General features: G+C 63.1%; 17 protein-coding genes and 1 tRNA gene. 11 read left to right on the top strand and 7 right to left on the bottom strand.

The genetic code is table 11. From position 1 onward, the window contains the following. Positions 1-153: 153 nt before the first annotated feature. From AC0L2A_RS23830 to AC0L2A_RS23855, 6 genes are all read left to right on the top strand, one after another. Positions 154-1,248 carry a microcin C ABC transporter permease YejB gene (locus AC0L2A_RS23830; RefSeq protein ID WP_473515046.1) on the top strand — a complete coding sequence of 365 codons (1,095 nt, stop codon included), beginning with the start codon at positions 154-156 and terminating at the stop codon, positions 1,246-1,248. Next, on the top strand, positions 1,248-2,387 hold the full coding sequence (locus AC0L2A_RS23835; protein WP_027151651.1) for an ABC transporter permease: 1,140 nt from the start codon (positions 1,248-1,250) through the stop codon (positions 2,385-2,387). Before AC0L2A_RS23830 ends, AC0L2A_RS23835 begins: the two co-directional genes overlap by 1 nt. Before the next feature lie 139 nt (positions 2,388-2,526). Beyond that, complete coding sequence (locus AC0L2A_RS23840) at positions 2,527-2,760, top strand: hypothetical protein (protein ID WP_473515048.1); 234 nt, start codon at positions 2,527-2,529, stop codon at positions 2,758-2,760. After that, positions 2,760-3,260 carry a type II toxin-antitoxin system VapC family toxin gene (locus tag AC0L2A_RS23845; protein WP_473515049.1) on the top strand — a complete coding sequence of 167 codons (501 nt, stop codon included), beginning with the start codon at positions 2,760-2,762 and terminating at the stop codon, positions 3,258-3,260. The genes AC0L2A_RS23840 and AC0L2A_RS23845 overlap by 1 nt, the downstream gene beginning before the upstream one ends. Further along, entirely contained in the window at positions 3,257-4,885 is a 1,629-nt protein-coding gene (locus tag AC0L2A_RS23850; protein ID WP_473610921.1) for an ABC transporter ATP-binding protein, read from the top strand. The genes AC0L2A_RS23845 and AC0L2A_RS23850 overlap by 4 nt, the downstream gene beginning before the upstream one ends. A gap of 32 nt (positions 4,886-4,917) precedes the next feature. After that, positions 4,918-5,859 (top strand): 2-hydroxyacid dehydrogenase, encoded by a 942-nt coding sequence (locus AC0L2A_RS23855; protein WP_473610922.1) that lies wholly within the window; start codon positions 4,918-4,920, stop codon positions 5,857-5,859. Here the strand turns inward: AC0L2A_RS23855 and AC0L2A_RS23860 are convergent. Continuing rightward, on the bottom strand, positions 5,856-6,188 hold the full coding sequence (locus tag AC0L2A_RS23860; RefSeq protein ID WP_473610924.1) for a hypothetical protein: 333 nt from the start codon (positions 6,186-6,188) through the stop codon (positions 5,856-5,858). The genes AC0L2A_RS23855 and AC0L2A_RS23860 overlap by 4 nt on opposite strands. Before the next feature lie 216 nt (positions 6,189-6,404). Here AC0L2A_RS23860 and AC0L2A_RS23865 point away from each other — a divergent pair, with 216 nt between their 5' ends. Together AC0L2A_RS23865 and AC0L2A_RS23870 are read left to right on the top strand one after the other, a co-directional pair. Further along, positions 6,405-7,415, top strand: a complete 1,011-nt coding sequence (locus tag AC0L2A_RS23865; protein WP_473610925.1) for a ligase-associated DNA damage response exonuclease — start codon at positions 6,405-6,407, stop codon at positions 7,413-7,415. A gap of 241 nt (positions 7,416-7,656) precedes the next feature. Beyond that, positions 7,657-9,258 (top strand): cisplatin damage response ATP-dependent DNA ligase, encoded by a 1,602-nt coding sequence (locus AC0L2A_RS23870; RefSeq protein ID WP_473610960.1) that lies wholly within the window; start codon positions 7,657-7,659, stop codon positions 9,256-9,258. 106 nt (positions 9,259-9,364) lie between these two features. Here the strand turns inward: AC0L2A_RS23870 and AC0L2A_RS23875 are convergent, their stop codons facing one another. After that, the gene (locus tag AC0L2A_RS23875) at positions 9,365-10,597 is read right to left on the bottom strand and encodes a hypothetical protein (protein ID WP_473610926.1); all 1,233 of its coding nucleotides are present in this window, start codon (positions 10,595-10,597) and stop codon (positions 9,365-9,367) included. A gap of 338 nt (positions 10,598-10,935) precedes the next feature. Here AC0L2A_RS23875 and AC0L2A_RS23880 point away from each other — a divergent pair. Beyond that, positions 10,936-11,011: transfer RNA gene (locus AC0L2A_RS23880), tRNA-Thr, on the top strand. A 112-nt stretch (positions 11,012-11,123) separates the two neighbouring features. Then, complete coding sequence (locus AC0L2A_RS23885; RefSeq protein WP_473610927.1) at positions 11,124-11,393, top strand: hypothetical protein; 270 nt, start codon at positions 11,124-11,126, stop codon at positions 11,391-11,393. Here AC0L2A_RS23885 and AC0L2A_RS23890 read toward each other — a convergent pair. From AC0L2A_RS23890 to AC0L2A_RS23910, 5 genes are all read right to left on the bottom strand, one after another. Continuing rightward, positions 11,372-11,680 carry a hypothetical protein gene (locus tag AC0L2A_RS23890; RefSeq protein ID WP_473610928.1) on the bottom strand — a complete coding sequence of 103 codons (309 nt, stop codon included), beginning with the start codon at positions 11,678-11,680 and terminating at the stop codon, positions 11,372-11,374. The two genes, AC0L2A_RS23885 and AC0L2A_RS23890, sit on opposite strands and share 22 nt — an antisense overlap. Positions 11,681-11,904: 224 nt before the next feature. Continuing rightward, a complete protein-coding gene (locus AC0L2A_RS23895; RefSeq protein WP_473610930.1) occupies positions 11,905-12,603 on the bottom strand; it encodes an outer membrane protein in 699 nt (232 codons plus the stop codon). Positions 12,604-12,839: 236 nt separating this feature from the next. Continuing rightward, complete coding sequence (locus AC0L2A_RS23900) at positions 12,840-12,971, bottom strand: hypothetical protein (RefSeq protein ID WP_473610931.1); 132 nt, start codon at positions 12,969-12,971, stop codon at positions 12,840-12,842. Between the two features lie 145 nt (positions 12,972-13,116). After that, positions 13,117-13,953, bottom strand: a complete 837-nt coding sequence (locus AC0L2A_RS23905; RefSeq protein WP_473490569.1) for a tyrosine-type recombinase/integrase — start codon at positions 13,951-13,953, stop codon at positions 13,117-13,119. A gap of 236 nt (positions 13,954-14,189) precedes the next feature. After that, a complete protein-coding gene (locus AC0L2A_RS23910; protein ID WP_473610933.1) occupies positions 14,190-15,314 on the bottom strand; it encodes a PQQ-dependent sugar dehydrogenase in 1,125 nt (374 codons plus the stop codon). Positions 15,315-15,611: 297 nt separating this feature from the next. Between AC0L2A_RS23910 and AC0L2A_RS23915 the strand changes: the two genes are divergently transcribed. Continuing rightward, positions 15,612-15,998, top strand: a complete 387-nt coding sequence (locus AC0L2A_RS23915) for a globin domain-containing protein (RefSeq protein ID WP_473610934.1) — start codon at positions 15,612-15,614, stop codon at positions 15,996-15,998. The last annotated feature ends 82 nt before the right edge of the window (positions 15,999-16,080 follow it).

Consider the following 16,080-nt stretch of genomic DNA (forward strand, 5'->3'; position numbering starts at 1 on the left):
CCGGGGGGGGGGGGGTGCTGGCCCCCCCCCCCCCCGCCGGGCGTGTGGCCGCGCGGGGGGGGGGGGTGCCGGCGCATGCATTGACTTGAAAGCACCCCCACCCCGCTCCGCTTCGCGGATCGACCCTCCCCACAAGGGGGAGGGTGAAAACTGATGGGCGCCTATATCCTGCGCCGCATCCTGCTAATGATCCCGACCCTGTTCGGCATCATGGCAGTGTCTTTCGCCGTCATCCAGTTCGCGCCGGGCGGGCCGGTCGAACAGGTCATCGCCAGGCTGACCAACCAGGGCGGCAGCGATCGCCTTGGCGGCGGCGGCGGTGACGCCGGCGCCAGCAATTTCGACGTGGCCGGCGATGCCGGTTCGAGATATCGCGGCGCGCAAGGGCTCGACCCCGAATTCATCGCCAAGCTGGAAAAGCAGTTCGGCTTCGACAAGCCGCCGCTCGAGCGCTTCGGCATGATGCTGTGGAACTATATCCGGTTCGATTTCGGCGACAGCTATTTCCGCGACATTTCAGTGATCGATCTGATCCTGGAGAAGATGCCGGTGTCGATCTCGATCGGGTTGTGGATCACGCTGCTGTCCTACCTGATCTCGATCCCGCTCGGCATCCGCAAGGCCGTCAAGGACGGCTCGGCATTCGACGTATGGACCAGCGGCGTCGTCATTGTCGGCTACGCCATTCCGGGCTTCCTGTTCGGCATCCTGCTGATGGTGCTGTTTGCCGGCGGATCGTTCTACGACTGGTTCCCGCTACGCGGCATCACCTCCGACAATTGGGACCAGTTGTCCTGGCCGGCGCGGATCGTCGACTATCTCTGGCACATGACCTTGCCGCTGACGGCGCTGGTGCTGTCGGCCTTCGCCACCACGACGCTGTTGACCAAGAATTCGTTCCTCGAGGAAATCCGCAAGCAATATGTGGTGACCGCGCGCGCCAAGGGTCTGTCGGAACGGCGGGTTCTCTACGGTCACGTCTTCCGCAATGCCATGCTGATCGTCGTCGCCGGCTTTCCCGGCGCCTTCATCTCGGCCTTCTTCACCGGCTCGCTGCTGATCGAGAACATCTTTTCGCTCGACGGCCTCGGCCTGCTCGGTTTCAGGTCGGTGGTCGAGCGCGACTATCCGGTGGTGTTCGCCAATCTCTACATCTTCTCGCTGCTTGGCCTGATCGTCGGGCTGCTGTCCGACCTGATCTATACCTGGGTCGACCCGCGCATCGACTTCGAGCGGAGAGACGTCTGATGGCCGGGGCCGCAGCCGAAACGGCGCCGGGCCGGAGCGCACGGCCCTGGCTGTCGCCGCTCAACCAGCGGCGGCTGCAGAATTTCAGGGCCAACCGGCGCGGGTATTGGTCGTTGTGGATCTTTCTTGTGCTTTTCGTGCTGTCGCTGTTTTCCGAATGGATCGCCAACGACAAGCCGGTGCTCGTCTCCTACAAAGGCGAGATCCTTTTTCCGGTCGTGGTCGCTTATCCCGAGGAGAAGTTCGGCGGCTTTTACGCGGTCACCGACTATCGCGACCCGGTCATCCAGGACGAGATCAATGCCCACGGCTGGATGATCTGGCCGCCCGTCCGCTACTCCTACCGGACCGTCAACAACGCCATTCCCGAGGCCGCACCAACCAAGCCGTCCTGGCTCTATGACACCAAGACACGTTGCAACCAGTATCCGCAAGGTGCGGCCGACCCCAATTGCGTCGTCGGCAACTGGAACTGGCTGGGCACCGACGACCAGGCGCGCGACGTGCTGGCGCGCGTCATCTACGGATTCAGGGTCTCGGTGCTGTTCGGCCTGATCCTCACCGCCGGCTCGGCGGTGATCGGCGTGACGGCCGGCGCATTGCAGGGTTATTTCGGCGGCTGGACCGACCTTCTATTCCAGCGCTTCATAGAAATCTGGTCGGCGATCCCGGTGCTTTATCTGCTCCTCATCGTCGCCGCCATCCTGCCGCCCGGCTTCTTCATCCTGCTCGGGCTGATGCTGCTGTTCTCCTGGGTGGCGCTGGTCGGCGTGGTGCGGGCCGAGTTCCTGCGCGCCCGCAACTTCGAATATGTCAACGCCGCGCGCGCGCTGGGCGTACCCAACGGTACTATCATGTTCCGGCATCTGTTGCCCAACGCCATGGTGGCGACGCTGACCTTCCTGCCCTTCCTGCTCAGCGGCTCGATCTCGACGCTGACCTCGCTCGACTACCTTGGCTTCGGCCTGCCGCCCGGCTCGGCCTCGCTGGGCGAGCTCCTCAAGCAGGCGCAGCGCAACCTCAACGCGCCATGGCTGGGCATCTCCGGCTTTGTCGTCATCTCGCTGATGCTGTCGCTGCTGGTCTTCGTCGGCGAAGCGACCCGCGACGCCTTCGATCCGCGCAAGACGTTCAGATGAGGGCGATGCAGGCTGGCATTTGACATGTTATGTTTCGGAAATGGCAATCCCGACAAAAAGCGGACGTACCTCAAGGAACCGGCGGCTTTGACGGTGCGTTGGCGTCCGTTCAGTCCGTCAATCCGCAGAGGACAGGGTCATGAATAGGGTCATCCTTGAACACTACCCGGCATCGAAGCTCCCGGATGAACTGCGAAAAGGCATAGCTCCGAGCGCCTCGGTCAAAGTGACAGTGGAGGAGGAGGCCATCAGGCCACTTGGCCGCGAACAATTGCTTGAACTCATGCGGAATGCTCAGGCCAACGCGCCGGGAACAAGCCTCGACGAGGCTGTCGCGCGTGTTCGTGCCCTCCGCGATGAGTGGGAGGATTGATGGCTGCAGTCCGGCTTTATGTCGATACCAACATTTTCATCTATGCCTTTGAAAACAATGATGCGCTTGCAAAAAAACTGCTTCAGCTCATTTCGCTGAACGAGGGCAGAAAGCAGCCGTTCCTGGCGACGAGTGAACTCGTGCTCGCAGAGTTGATGGTCGATCCCTTGAAAAAGAACAATGAGCGACTAATCGAACTCTACGACAATATTTCAATCGGCAATGCCTTCATCTCAATTGGGACGATAACTCGCGAGGTTCTCTGGCACGCAGCGCAGTTGCGTTCGGAATTCCTTTCCTTGAGATTGCCGGACGCGATCCATCTTTCCACAGCGATGCACTTCGGCTGCACACAATTTCTGACTGCGGATACGAGATTGAAAGAGACCTATTCCATCGCACCAAATCGTCTCGTTCCCCCTCAAATGGCAGCCAAAATTTCGGTCATACGACCGGAAATTTCCGCCTTGGACAGGGTTGTAGCGGAAGTTGAGCGATGACCGCCCCTCTCCTTTCCGTGCAAGACCTCAGCGTTGCCTTCGCGCAGGAAGGCCGCCAGTCGATGGCCGTCGACCACATCTCCTTCGACATCGCCAAGGGCGAGACGGTGGCGCTGGTCGGCGAATCCGGCTCCGGCAAGTCGGTCTCGGCGCTGTCGGTGCTGAAGCTGCTGCCCTATCCGGCCGCCAGCCATCCGTCGGGAAAAATCCTGTTCCAGGGCGCCGATCTGCTCGCTGCCGACGAGAAGGCATTGCGCCGGGTGCGCGGCAACAAGATCACCATGATCTTTCAGGAGCCGATGACCTCGCTCAACCCGCTGCACACGATCGAGCAGCAGATCGTCGAGGTGCTGACGCTGCACCAGGGCCTGGGTGACCGCCAAGCCAAGGCGCGCACGCTGGAGCTGCTCAACGAGGTCGGCATCCGCGAGCCGGAGAAGCGGCTCGACGCTTATCCGCACCAGCTTTCCGGCGGTCAGCGCCAGCGCGTCATGATCGCCATGGCGCTGGCCAACGAGCCGGAACTGCTGATCGCCGACGAGCCGACGACCGCACTCGACGTCACTGTGCAGGCGCAGATCCTCGAGCTGCTCGCGGAGTTGAAGAGCCGCAAAGGCATGTCGATGCTGTTCATCACCCACGACCTCGGCATCGTCAGAAAGATCGCCGACCGGGTCTGCGTGATGACCAAGGGCAAGATCGTCGAAACCGGGCCGACGAAAGAAATCTTCGCCAACCCGCAGCACAGCTATACGCGGCATTTGCTTGCCGCCGAACCCAAGGGCAAGCCGCCCGCCGCCAACACAGCCGCCAGGCCAGTTATGACCGGCCAGGACATAAAAGTCTGGTTTCCGATCAAGAAAGGCTTTTTCCGGCGCACCGTCGACAATGTGAAGGCGGTCGACGGCATCGACGTCACCGTGCGCGCCGGCCAGACGCTCGGCGTCGTCGGCGAATCCGGCTCGGGCAAGACGACGCTCGGCCTGGCGCTGGCCAGGATGATCTCGTCGACCGGGACCATTCAGTTCGATGGGCGCGATATCAACGAGCTGTCATTCAACGCCATGCGGCCGCTGCGGCGCGAGTTGCAGATCGTCTTCCAGGATCCGTTCGGGTCGTTGAGTCCTCGCATGTCGGTCTCCGAGATCATCGAGGAAGGGCTGAAGATCCACGAGCCGAAACTGTCGCCCGATGAGCGCGACAATCGCATTGTCGATGTGCTCGGTGAAGTCGGGCTCGATCCCGCCACGCGCAATCGCTATCCGCACGAGTTTTCCGGCGGCCAGCGCCAGCGCATCGCCATCGCCCGCGCCATGGTGCTCAACCCGCGCTTCGTCATGCTGGACGAGCCGACCTCGGCGCTCGATATGAGCGTGCAGGCGCAGGTGGTCGACCTTCTGCGCAGCCTGCAGGCGAAGCACGACCTCGCCTATCTGTTCATCAGCCACGACTTGAAGGTCATCCGTGCGCTTGCCAACGACGTCATCGTCATGCGCAATGGCAGGATCGTCGAGGCCGGCCCGTCCGAACAGATTTTCGAACGGCCGCAGACCGACTATACCAAGGCGCTGATCTCGGCCGCATTCAGGATCGAAACGGCGCCGGTCGGCATCGTCAGCGAGTAGGCTGGACCCGCATAAAGGAAAAAGAACCCGCCATGGAAAAAGGCCGTGTCCTGCTTGCCCTCACCGGTATCCATCCAGGCCGTTGGCGCGAACTCTTGTCGGCCGAACGCGAGGTGGTGCTGGAGCCGGAAGGCGCCAGCGATCCTTCGATCACCTATGCGGTGGTTTGGAAGCAGCGGCCGAACCTTCTGTCGTCCCTGCCCAATCTGCGCGCTGTCTTTTCGATCGGCGCCGGCGTCGACCATATCTTCGCCGATCCCACTTTGCCCGACGTGCCGATCGTCAAGGTCGTGGCCGACAATTTGACCCAGTACATGACCGAATATGTCGTCTGGCGGGTGCTCGATCACCATCGGCAGGGCCTGCTTTACCGGTCGCAGCAGCAAAGGAAGATCTGGCACGAGTCGCCGCAGCGGCCGGCCGGCGACATCTCCATCGGCATCATGGGGCTTGGCACGCTTGGCCGCGCGGCGGCGTCGGTGCTTTTGTCGCTCGGCTTTGCGGTCAATGGCTGGTCGCGCAGCGACAGGCCGATGGAAGGCGTTTCGACCTATGCCGGCGAGGCCGGATTGATCCCCTTCCTCAACGCCACCGATATCCTGGTGGTGCTGTTGCCGCTTACGCCGCAGACGCAAGGCATCATCAATTACGGCGTGCTGAAGGAGTTGAGGAAACGCAACGGCCTCGGCGGCTCAGTGCTGATCAACGCCGGGCGCGGTAAGTTGCAGAAGGACGCCGACATTCTGCGTGCGCTGGAGGACGGCACGCTCAAGGAGGCGAGCCTCGACGTGTTCGAGGTCGAGCCGCTGCCGAAGACCAGCCGGCTGTGGAACCACCCGAAGGTGTTCGTGACCCCGCATGCGGCGGCGACCTCCGATCCCGTGCATCTGGTGCCGATCATGCTGCGCCAGATGGCCGCCTTCGAGCGCGGCGAGAAGCTCGAGAACGTCGTCGATCGCAACGCCGGGTATTAACCCGGCTTGCCGCATTCGCGGCGGGCGATCGACCGGTTCATGGCGTCGATCCGGCCGCTTGCCTGTTCGACGTCGCGCTGGGTCTTGGAACGGGCGTCCGGCGTGAACGGGCCGAGACCCACCCCGGGATCGGAGAAGGACGGCTTGGCATCCAGTGGAAGGCGGTATTGCTGCGCCAGCCGGTTTCGTTGCGCCAGCAATTGATCGCAAGGCACGCTGTCATATTGCAGCGAGGACTGGACATTCGCGTCCTGTCGCTCGGCAATCGAGGTGCCGACGCAACCGGCTATTGCCAGGCAAGATGCCAAGACCACCAAGTTCCAGCGCATGCAACGTCCTCCGTGTCAGTGTCCTGCCCTTTCGGGCACGCGAATCGGACTTTTTCGCAGCCGCCGCCACGCGTGGCGCAGGTGAACGAAAAGGGTCGCCGGACAAGGCCTGATGCGATTTCGTGATGGAGATCCCGCCGGCAGTTGCCTGTATGCCGAGTCAGCAGTCACTTGCAACAGGCTTCCCGCGCCGGAATTAGCAACTATCTTGGAGCCATGCGCGCCAGCGACCTGCTTCACCCTCGGCCCGAGGGCCTTTATTGCCCGCCCGGCGATTTCTTCATCGATCCGGTGCGGCCGGTCAGCCGGGCGCTGATCACACACGGCCATTCCGACCATGCCCGTTCCGGCCACCGCTCGGTGCTGGCTACACAACAGACGCTGGACATCATGCGACTGCGGTACGGCGAGGGTTTTGCCGGGACGACGCAAGCGGCAGCACTTGGCGAGGCGATTGCGCTGAACGGCGTCACCGTAACTTTCCATCCGGCCGGCCATGTGCTGGGCTCGGCGCAGATCGAGGTCGTGCATCAGGGCTCATGCATCGTCGCTTCGGGCGACTACAAGCGCCAGAGGGACGCGACTTGCGAGCCGTTCGAACCGGTCAAGTGCGACGTGTTCATCACCGAGGCGACTTTCGGCCTGCCGGTGTTCCGTCATCCGCCCGATACCGAAGAGATCGCCCGGCTGCTGAAATCGACGGCGCAGTTTCCCGAACGCGCGCATCTGGTCGGCGCCTATGCGCTCGGCAAGGCGCAGCGCGTCATGCGCTTGCTGCGCGACGCCGGCTACGACAGGCCGATCTATATCCACGGCGCGCTGGCCAAGCTCAGCGACTACTATCAGAGCCAGGGCATCGAGCTCGGGACGCTGGAGCCGGCGACCGTCGAAAGCAGTGGCAAGGAGGATTTCACCGGCGCCATCGTCGTCGGCCCGCCATCGGCGTTTGCCGACCGCTGGGCGCGGCGCTTTCCCGATCCGATCTCGTGCTTTGCCTCCGGCTGGATGCGCATCCGCCAGCGCGCCAAGCAGGGCGGCGTCGAGCTGCCGCTGATCGTTTCCGACCATGCCGACTGGGACGAACTGACCGCCACGATAAGGGAAACCAGCGCGGAGGAAATCTGGGTGACGCATGGCCGCGAGGAGGCCCTGGTGCGCTGGTGCGAACTCGAAGGCATCGCTGCCAGGCCGCTGCATCTCGTCGGCTATGAGGATGAGGGCGATTGATGGCAATTATTGATCCATCAAATGCCGGCGCCGCGATCCTTCACACCCCCCTCTGGCCTGCCGGCCATCTCCCCCGCAAGGGGGGAGATCGGATGTCGCCACTGGGTTCGCCAATCTCCAACGTTGGAGGAATGAGCGCGGGGCCGAAGCTGCCAATCTCCCCCCTTGCGGGGGAGATGGCCGGCAGGCCAGAGGGGGCTGGCGTGGAGTGCAAACTCATCTTATCGGCGCGGCCCGCATTATGAACCGCTTCGCCGAACTCCTCGACCGCCTCGTGCTGACGCCGTCGCGCAACGGCAAGCTGACGCTGTTGAGCGATTATTTCCGCAGCGTCGAGGATCCGGATCGCGGTCTGGCGCTGGCTGCCATCACCGGCGACCTGACCATCGCGGCGGTCAAGCCGGCGATGCTGCGCGCGCTGGTCATGGAGCGCATGGACCCGGTGCTGTTCGGCTATTCCTACGACTATGTCGGCGACCTGGCGGAGACGGTGTCGCTGGTCTGGCCGCAATCGCCGGCGGATATCGCCAACCATGAGCCGACGCTCGCCGAGGTCGTCGCGAAATTGCAGGCGGCGAGCCGTTCCGACGGGCCGACGGTGCTGGCCCGGCTGCTCGACAGCGCCAGCGTCTCGGCGCGCTTCGCCATCATCAAGCTGGTCACCGGCGGCCTGCGCATCGGCGTTTCGGCGCGATTGGCCAAGCAGGCGCTGGCCGACCTCGGCAAGGTCGACGTCGCCGAGATTGAAGAACTCTGGCATGGGCTGACGCCGCCCTATGCCGAGCTGTTCGCCTGGCTGGAGGGCAAGGCAGAAAAACCCAAAAAGACAGCGCTGGCGCTGTTCCGGCCGGTGATGCTGTCCAACCCGATCGGTGACGGCGACCTCGAAAAGCTCGATCCCGCCGACTATGCCGCCGAGTGGAAATGGGACGGCATCCGAGTCCAGGCGGTATCGGAAGGCGGTGTTCGCCGGCTCTACTCGCGCACCGGCGACGATGTCTCCCGGGCTTTTCCTGACCTCGCAGAGGCGATGGATTTCTCCGCCACCCTCGACGGCGAGCTTCTGGTCGGCGATCCCCGGCAGGCGACCGGCACGTTCTCGGACCTGCAGCAGCGGCTGAACCGCAAGAGCGTGACACCGAAGATCCAGCAGCAATACCCGGCCTTCATGCGCTGCTACGACGTGCTTCAGATCGGCGACGAGGACTTGCGCATGCATCCTTTCCGCGAGCGGCGCGGCCACCTCGAAGCCTTCGTGCAGACGCTCGATCCGAGCCGCTTCGATCTTTCGCCGCTGGTCGAATTCACCGACTGGCAGGCGCTGGAGGAATTGCGCCGCAAGCCGCTGCATCCGGTCATCGAAGGCGTGATGCTGAAGCGCTGGGATTCGCCCTATCTCACCGGCCGGCCGAAAGGCCCATGGTTCAAATGGAAGCGCGATCCGCACACAATCGACGCCGTGCTGATGTATGCCCAGCGCGGCCACGGCAAGCGTTCGAGTTTCTATTCCGATTACACGTTCGGCGTCTGGTCCGGCCCGGAAGGATCGGAGGAACTGGTGCCGGTGGGGAAAGCCTATTTCGGCTTCACCGACGAGGAACTGAGGCAGATCGACAAATATGTCCGCGACAACACGATCGAGCGCTTCGGCCCGGTCCGCTCGGTGCGGGCCGACCGCAGACAAGGCCTGGTGATGGAGGTGGCGTTCGAAGGGCTCAACCGCTCGACACGGCACAAATCCGGTGTCGCCATGCGCTTTCCGCGCATTTCGCGGCTGCGCTGGGACAAGCCAGCGGCCGAAGCCGACCGCATCGAGACGCTGCAGGCGCTGATCGATAGTTAGAGCGACGTGCGTCCAATTGGACGCACAAAGTACGCTCTAACAGTTATAATCTACGCATCGTGCTTTCCGAAAATCGATTCCAATTTTCGGGCCGATGCGTTGAGGCTCAAGGAACAATCGCGACGCGGATCTCGTAGATGTCGACCGACTTGCCCTGCTTGTCGAAGTCGGAATTGATGGCGATGGTGCCGGCAGCGCCCGGACGTTTGTCGGGAAACCGCACATCGAACAGGTATTCGTTGCGCTCGTGGCCGACCGCGTAGCGCTTGCGGCCGCAGTCGCCGAGTTCGCCGAAATTGCAGTCGACGGAGATCTGCGTCTCCTGGCCCTCCTCGGAGCGGGCGATGATGTCGAACGTGGCGTGCTTGCCGGCGAGTTTGTCCAAGACGCCTTGCTCGACGTCGAAGCTGATCGCCGAACCGGAGGCGCCCGACCGGATGCGCAGGAAAGAACCGCTGTCGTCCTGCATGACTTCGGCCTTGGCGTCCGAAGGCGCGCTGACAAGCGTCGGGTCGCTCGGTGAAAACACATTGATCCAGTCGCGCGCCTCATCCGCCTCGCCGGCGTTCAGCGGCGGGGCCGTGTCGCCTGGCGGCGTGAAATCATCGTCTTCCACCGTCGGTGGCGTTTGCGGCGGGGCGGTGTCGAGTTCGGCCGCCGACTTGAAGACGCCGGTCTGGGCAGCGAAATAGAGGCCGATGCCGGCGGCTGCAAGCAGCGTCACGCCGAGGAAGATCGCGGTGAGAGGCAGGCGGGGACCTCTCACCCGCCTGTCGTCGCGGTCGGGCATCACCTCTGCGTCGCCGTCCCCGGCCGATTGGGGGGACGACAAGTCGATCTCCGGCGCATCGGGAAAAGCCGCTTCGGGCATGATGTCGGGAACGACCGGCAAGACGCGCGAGCGCGGCGCATCGGAAGCTGGGGGTGCGTCGGAAGCAGGAGGCGCGACCGATGCAGGAGACTCCGCCGGACCGTCAACAACGACCTCAGGCGGCGGCGCTGGTTCAGCGTCGGCGCCGGCATCCGGTTCGGCATCGGCCTCGGGTTCGGCATCGGCTTCGCTGCCAGCCGGCTGCTCCGCAGCCGGTGCTGCAGCGTCGTCATCGGTCGGCCGGCCGACAGCGGGAACCGCCGGCAGGAATTCGGATTCGATTTCGGTTATCTTGGCCTGCACCGCCTTGCGGCGCTTGATGGCGACTTCCACCGTCACGTTCGGGTTGGCCTGCAGGGCACGATCAAGCGCGGCGAAGGCCGATCGGTACACCCGCTCGCGAAACGCGCGGTCTTCGGCATTGCCTTTCTCGAAGGCATTCCGGATCGCTTTTTCGATCGCGTCCAACGGGGACCCCCTGCACGTATGGTCACATTGTCATGATCGTTAGCCGCAGGCGACCGATCAATCAACGGGCCAGCGGCCGCATTCTGCCTTGGCGATGCATCGAAAGCCGATTTCGGCGGTTTTCGGTAAAAGAATCAACATTTTTCGCCGGTTTCCCGATGCATCGCCAACGCGACAAGCACAACCTGGCGTTGAGGCTTCGCGCAACCGCATGGCCGGTCGGAGGGGCGGTCGCTTATAGGCCCGGGATAAGCCGACACGAATTGCCAAGTCCCATCTTGAATTTGTGGCGGGTTGCGTCTATGACCCAGCGCATCTTGGAGGCCTTGGCTTCCCGGGCCGCTTTAGCTCAGTTGGTAGAGCACATCATTCGTAATGATGGGGTCAGGTGTTCGAGTCACCTAAGCGGCACCACTTTTTTCCAACAAATTCAACAGCTTACGACCAACAGACCAATGCCGCCGATCAGCCTGTTGTCACCGTGTCGCCACCGTGTCACCACTGCATCCAGCGAAGGCGCGCCGGAATGACGCAGCGCCGCCGAGGGGTCCGCAAGACTGGCCCGCGACTGTCTCAGGCTGAGCTGACGGCAGCTCGGAAACAGACCTCCTTCTCGGCGGCGGCGGTCGACCGCATCGTGTCAAAGGTCGCGGCAGCTCTCAAGCGCGGCGTTGCTGCGATCTCGGCAGGGCTCGACCGGCAGCAGCTCGGCCGCGATCTTGACCGCTGGCTGGCCGATTATCGGACGTTCGCTGATCTAGCCCCATCGAGGCGTCATTCGCTGTACTTTGTGTAGCAGGCCAGTTCGACTTCGTTGCGGAAGCGTTTCGCGGCGCGCTTGCGCCCTTCGTCCGACGAGTATGCCGGCTGCTCGTAGGCGAACGTGACCATCGCGCGCATGGCTTGTTTGATCTCTGGTGTGGTTTCGATCTGGTCGACCTTCGACATCGGCGTGTCGAGTTGCCGTGCCGTCATCAGCGAGTTGGCGGTTTCGCCTATCGTCGCGCAGAGGGAGGCCGGCGTCGCAGCCGGCTCCGGTTTCGTGTGTGCAGTCGCCTGCGACGCCGGTTCCGGCAGTTCCATCGTCGGCTCGGTGGCAAATGCTGAACTCGCGATCAAGGCCGCGGTGGCGGCGCCGGCAGCGGCGGGTCAAGTTGCCTGCTATCGCCCGTCCACGCCTCACGCGGCGGGGAGGGTGTCGAGACCTGAACGGTCGAGACGAAGAAGGGCACGCTCGGAGAAGTTATCTCCTCCGATAATGCCAAGGGGGAGTGAGCGCCGGAACGAGAAACCCGCCCTCGCGACGATCAGAACTTGTAGGCTATACCGAGGCGGACGTCGTGAGTTTCGAGATCGACGTCGTAGTCATCGAATGCAACTGCTCCGGCTCGTTCGTCCCCGTAGTCGGCATAACGATACTCGATCTTGCCGAGCAGATTGTCAGTAAATGCGTATTCCACGCCGCCCCCGATGGTCCACCCAGTCAGGGTCTCGTCCAAAGCGTGTTCGGTCGTGCCAAAGACCGTGTTGCCTACGTCGTAGTGGGCGAACGACACGCCACCGGTGACGAACGGCAGAAATCGGTCGATCGCGTAGCCGACCCGCGCGCGAACAGACCCCACCCAGTCGATCTCTCCGTCGAAGCTCTGGCCAGCTACCGGATCTCCGGCGGGGTTCAAAAGGGGGCTTGATCCATCGACGTCGGCATAACTTATGTCGGCTTCGACGCCGAGCACCAGCGCGTTGCTGAACTGATAGTTATAACCCGCATAGACACCGCCGAACCATCCGTCGGGGTCGATTGGGGATGTGAAACCGGGAAAGCCGGTATCCGAGTAGTCGGCGGTGGAATCTCCCCAAAGGTAGCCCGCTTGAAGGCCGACATACCCGCCAGTCCATACGAATACGCTTGGCGCTTCAATCGCCACTTCCTCAACCACGGCGTCCGCGGCAATGGCCGTGGAAGTGAGCAGCGAAAACGAAAGTCCTAGCAGCAACTTCTTCATGTGGGCGAGCCTTTTCGTGAAGGTAGGTAGAATTCTAGATTACATTTTTAGCAGCGTTTCTCACAATGCGCAGTTGTACATTTGCAACACAGGCTGGCATTTTGTTGCAGTGACAATCGACTTACGGCCATGCGCAGGGTGGTTCGCGTGCTACTGCCGCACCCTGCTACCTATGTTAGGTTCTATCGAAGTTGACTGGAATCGCTTAAGAGGGCGTTAGGATCACGCGAAGAATTTCATCGTGAAATTAAGGGTTTGCGGACGTGCCCGGCATGACGGGCGAGATACCCCTGCTGATACTGGCGCGAGTAGTGGTTGTCGGTGCCGTGCAGCGCCGCCAGCGCCTTGCTGACTTCATCGTCGGTCATTGGTCGACCTGCTCGCTGCCCGGCGCGTCGATGTCGGAGCGGCCACAGAAGGCTCAGGCCGAGCGCGAGGCTTAGGACGATGGAACCCACCACCCGGCGGCTGCGTGCGCCTGCCTGCGGGTCGCAGGCGGCAAGGCGAGCGATTTCATCGGGCCGCCCGCTTCTTCATCGGCAGCAGCTTGCCGGGCGTCTTGCCGGCGAGCGGCGCCGCGATTGGCCCCACCGCACGGTCAGCGGCACGCTGGACGGGCGATGCCTGAAGATGAGCATAGATCGCAGTCGACTGGTGATCGGCGTGGCCGAGGATCGCCCCCGTCATCGCCAGCGTCTCACCGAAGGACACGGAATGCGAGTCGAGCGTGTGGTGCAGGGTGTGCGGCGTGACGCCGGTCAGCTCGGCCTTCTTCACGATCTTTGGCCATAGTCCCTTGGTGCCTTGGAAATGGCGGTTGCCGCGCTCGGCCGGAAACACCCACGGCGACAGGCCATCCGCCTCGCTCGCCTTGGCGTAGCGCGGCAGCGATGCCAGCAGTATCAGAGCTGGTGCCGCGAGCGGCCGGATGCTCCTGCCGGTCTTGCTTGTGGCGAGCCTGAGACAGGCGTGCTTGTCATCGACCTCGCTCCATTTGAGCCCGGCCATCTCATCGCGCCGGCAGCCGGTCAGCGCCCACAACCGCGTGATGTTGAGCGCCTTCGGGTTGACGCCTTCGGCCTCCAGCGCGTCGAGCGCCTTGCCGAGGCGGCGCACCTCGTCGAGGTCGAGGAACCGCGTGCGCTTGCCGTCGACCTTGTTGACCTTCGCCTTCTCGCAGGGGTTCTGCGCCGCCAGCGGTGGTGTGCGGCGAAGCGCAAAGCTGAACATGGCCGAGAGAACTCGCACCACCCGGCGCGCCGCCCCCGCGCCGCCCTTGACGATGATGCGGCGGCGCGGGCCGACCTTCTCGTCCTTGGCGGTCTTGCCGGCGGCGATGTCGCGCACCATGCGTTCGCTATTTAGATGATTTTGAGGTGATCACCGGAAACCCGCAGAAACCCGCTGGGCCATCATTCGTAATGATGGGGTCTGGTGTTCGAGTCACCTAAGCGGCACCACTAATCCACTGATTACCATTACGCTTTCTGTCGTATCGAAACGCAACGTTTCGAATGATTTAAAAGTGTGGCAAAAAGTGCGGCAGCGATGATGTTCGGCCCTTTCCCAAGCGCCACCGCGCGGCATCACTGCGACGCTGCCGGCGTCAGTCGCAATATCTTTCCCGCTGGTTCGTCGGTCAACGCCATGACCGCGCCGTCGGGAGCCTGCATCACATCTCGGATACGCCTGCCGAGAGCCAGGACTTCCTCGCCAGCGACCTGCTTTCCATCGATCCTGACTCGAACGATGCCTTCCGCCGACAGTCCGCCAATCAACAGGTCGCCGCGCCAATCGGCAAACATGTCGCCGGTGTAGAAGGTCATGCCGGAAGGCGAGATGACGGGTGTCCAGCTATGGATGGAGTCGGCAAGCTCCGGCCGCGTCGACGGATCGGGGATGCGTTCGCCCGAATAGTGCCGGCCCCAGCTTACCTCGGGCCAGCCGTGATTCCTGCCCGCTTGCGGAATGTTCAGCTCATCGCCGCCGAGCGGTCCCATTTCCGCCGTCCAGAGCACGCCGGTTTGGGGATGGAGCGCAGCACTTTGCACATTGCGATGGCCGTAGGACCAGATCTCGTCGGCGCCGTTCTTGCCGACGAAGGGATTGTCGTCAGGCACGGAACCATCGGGGTTGATGCGGACGATCGTGCCGAGATGATTGTTCGGGTCCTGCGCCTCTCGCATCTTGCCGCGCTCACCGAGCGTGACGAAGAGCTTGCCATCCGGCGCGAATACCAGGCGGGAGCCGTAGTGCAGCCGGCTGGATACGGCTGGTTCCTGCCGGAAGATCACTTCGAAGTTCGAAAGCGCGCTGCCGTTCTCGTCCAGGCGTCCACGGCCGACCGAGGTGGCCGCGCCGCCGCCGCGTTGCTCCGAATAGGAGAGATAAACCGTTCGGTTGTCGGCAAAGTCCGGATCGAGCGCCACATCCAGCAGACCGCCTTGTCCGCTGGCAAGGACGTCCGGCACACCGTCGATCGGGTCGGAAACGGCTCCGTCGGTCGAGACGAGCCGCAGCCGCCCCGGACGCTCGGTGACCAGCAACGCGCCGTCGGGCAGGTAGGTCGCGCCCCAGGGATGCTCGAGCCCTTCGGCAAAGGTCTCGACCGCAACGCGGCCTGTTTCGCTCTCGATGCTGTCCTGCGCGAGCGTGGTCGAGGGCGCAGCGAAGGCGAGAAGAAGAGACGAAGCAATGAGTATCCGCAGCATGATTTCTCCATCCGAACGGAGGCATAGGGGAGGAGCCGCCGGCTCCCCGATATAATGACCGACTGCCGATGCAGTTCCAAGCTGGCGCCGCGCCCCAGGTTTTCAGCTATGGCCAGGTCGAGGTCCGCGAGAGTTCGGCCTGGCACTCTCGGCGTGCCTCTCGATAAAGAAGTCAAATGAGCGCGAAATGAAAACCAATTGAGACACAACTGAAACACATCCAGGCGCAGGCGACATGCATGCGAAACGCTTTGGGGCGATGGTCGCCGCAAGAGCAGGAACGCAGGAGCGTCGCCGATGACACCCGACCAGACCAGACTTGTCCAGGACAGTTTTCGCGAGATCGTGCCGATCCGCGTGGCCGCCGCCGCGCTGTTCTACGAGCGCCTGTTCGCGATCGACGCGGATCTTCGCGCGCTGTTTCCGGTGACAGACATGACCAAGCAAGGCGCCAAGCTGATAGCGAGCCTCGGCTTCGTCGTGCATGGACTGGACCGAGCCGACACCATCCTGCCGACGGTGCGCGTGCTCGCCAGGCGTCACGTGACTTACGGTGTCGAGGTCGTCATTACCCGATCGTCGGGCAAGCGCTCATCGAGACGCTGGCGGCCGGCCTCGGCACGGCTTTTACGCCGGCTGTCCGCGAGGCTTGGGAGGCGGCCTACGGGTTGCTCGCCAGCGTGATGATCGCGGCTGCCCGTGAGGATCAGCTCGCCGCGTAATTTTTGGGGATGCAGCCGCAGGCGACCACCCACCCAAACGACAA

Source organism: Mesorhizobium sp. WSM4844 (assembly GCF_055811775.1).

Excerpts from the sequence above, each read along its gene's own strand:
- AC0L2A_RS23885 (WP_473610927.1), top strand. The coding sequence starts at position 11,124 with ATGACGCAGCGCCGCCGAGGGGTCCGCAAGACTGGCCCGCGACTGTCT.
- AC0L2A_RS23900 (WP_473610931.1), bottom strand. The coding sequence starts at position 12,971 with ATGACCGACGATGAAGTCAGCAAGGCGCTGGCGGCGCTGCACGGCACC.
- AC0L2A_RS23905 (WP_473490569.1), bottom strand. The coding sequence starts at position 13,953 with ATGGTGCGCGACATCGCCGCCGGCAAGACCGCCAAGGACGAGAAGGTC.
- AC0L2A_RS23865 (WP_473610925.1), top strand. The coding sequence starts at position 6,405 with ATGCGCGCCAGCGACCTGCTTCACCCTCGGCCCGAGGGCCTTTATTGC.
- AC0L2A_RS23895 (WP_473610930.1), bottom strand. The coding sequence starts at position 12,603 with ATGAAGAAGTTGCTGCTAGGACTTTCGTTTTCGCTGCTCACTTCCACG.
- AC0L2A_RS23830 (WP_473515046.1), top strand. The coding sequence starts at position 154 with ATGGGCGCCTATATCCTGCGCCGCATCCTGCTAATGATCCCGACCCTG.
- AC0L2A_RS23870 (WP_473610960.1), top strand. The coding sequence starts at position 7,657 with ATGAACCGCTTCGCCGAACTCCTCGACCGCCTCGTGCTGACGCCGTCG.
- AC0L2A_RS23840 (WP_473515048.1), top strand. The coding sequence starts at position 2,527 with ATGAATAGGGTCATCCTTGAACACTACCCGGCATCGAAGCTCCCGGAT.
- AC0L2A_RS23910 (WP_473610933.1), bottom strand. The coding sequence starts at position 15,314 with ATGCTGCGGATACTCATTGCTTCGTCTCTTCTTCTCGCCTTCGCTGCG.
- AC0L2A_RS23845 (WP_473515049.1), top strand. The coding sequence starts at position 2,760 with ATGGCTGCAGTCCGGCTTTATGTCGATACCAACATTTTCATCTATGCC.
- AC0L2A_RS23860 (WP_473610924.1), bottom strand. The coding sequence starts at position 6,188 with ATGCGCTGGAACTTGGTGGTCTTGGCATCTTGCCTGGCAATAGCCGGT.
- AC0L2A_RS23890 (WP_473610928.1), bottom strand. The coding sequence starts at position 11,680 with ATGGAACTGCCGGAACCGGCGTCGCAGGCGACTGCACACACGAAACCG.
- AC0L2A_RS23915 (WP_473610934.1), top strand. The coding sequence starts at position 15,612 with ATGACACCCGACCAGACCAGACTTGTCCAGGACAGTTTTCGCGAGATC.
- AC0L2A_RS23855 (WP_473610922.1), top strand. The coding sequence starts at position 4,918 with ATGGAAAAAGGCCGTGTCCTGCTTGCCCTCACCGGTATCCATCCAGGC.
- AC0L2A_RS23835 (WP_027151651.1), top strand. The coding sequence starts at position 1,248 with ATGGCCGGGGCCGCAGCCGAAACGGCGCCGGGCCGGAGCGCACGGCCC.
- AC0L2A_RS23850 (WP_473610921.1), top strand. The coding sequence starts at position 3,257 with ATGACCGCCCCTCTCCTTTCCGTGCAAGACCTCAGCGTTGCCTTCGCG.